1 protein-coding gene is annotated in these 647 nt (G+C 42.3%); it reads left to right on the top strand.

The genetic code is table 11. The features are described from left to right. Window positions 1-137: 137 nt before the first annotated feature. The coding region (locus tag ASC50_RS02995) for a PD-(D/E)XK nuclease domain-containing protein (protein WP_193391191.1) at window positions 138-647 on the top strand (510 nt) is incomplete at its 3' end.

Below are 647 nucleotides of genomic sequence, written 5' to 3'. Positions count from 1 at the left end.
CCTTGTAGCTGGTGTGGGTTTGTGTGTGTATATGGCTGTCTATAAAAAATATTGTAAAATCCGCTCTTTGGGCAACCGGGGAGCCTTAAAAAATAAATTATTATGGGAAAGATGATATTCCCAGTCTTGAAGACAATGTGACGATTCCGGCACCTTCTATCTCCGATTATCGAGCGGGAGATGTCAATCCGGTTCCTCTGCTCTATCAAACGGGGTATCTCACGATAAAAGATTTCAACCCCAAATACAACACCTACGTTTTGGGCTTTCCAAACGAAGAGGTAAAATACGGTTTTTTGGACGAACTGCGACGCATATACACACCGAGCGCACGACTAAGCACTGATTTTAGGAGCGATTTATTTGTCATCGACTTGGAAGCAGGCAATGTAGATGGTTTTATGACCCGGCTTCGTGCCCATTTTGCAAATATTCCAAACGATTTAAGCAACAAAACGGAAGAAAATTTCCAAACCATTTTTTATTTACTGTTACGCTCAATGGGGCTATTTGTGCAAACGGAGGTCAAAAGTGCCATCGGTCGCGCTGACATAGTGGTTTGGATGAAAGATATCATCTATGTCTTTGAATTTAAACTATCCGAAAATGCCACCGCCGAGGAAGCACTCAAGCAGATAGACGACAAA

It is taken from the genome of Candidatus Symbiothrix dinenymphae (assembly GCF_001431085.1).
The sequence above is the reverse complement of the archived record's forward strand: the minus strand, read 5'-3'. Positions and strand labels throughout refer to the sequence as shown.